Genomic DNA, 271 nt, shown 5'->3' with positions numbered 1-271 from the left:
GGAACGTCGTCGTACCGCCCGAGATAGCTTCCGTAGGTGAGTGCGATACCCCATCCTAATCCCGTCGAGAACAGCGCCTGGCTGAGTGCTGCAACCCACGTGCTTCCGCGAGCGAGCGATTCCCATTCGGGAGTGAAGACGAACGCCAGTCCTTCCGTTCCACCGGGGAGGGTGACGCCGCGTATCCCGACCGCGATAAGCGCGATGACCAGGAGCGGGATCATCCATTTTACCACGCGCTCAATACCGCGCCGGATTCCGAAGACGAGAA

1 pseudogene is annotated in these 271 nt (G+C 61.3%); it reads right to left on the bottom strand.

From position 1 onward, the window contains the following. Positions 1-271, bottom strand: a pseudogene (locus tag SM754_RS20265) (sodium-dependent transporter); the annotation flags it as partial.

The organism is Halorubellus amylolyticus (assembly GCF_034808145.1).
GTDB lineage: Archaea > Halobacteriota > Halobacteria > Halobacteriales > Natrialbaceae > Halorubellus.
The sequence above is the reverse complement of the archived record's forward strand: the minus strand, read 5'-3'. Positions and strand labels throughout refer to the sequence as shown.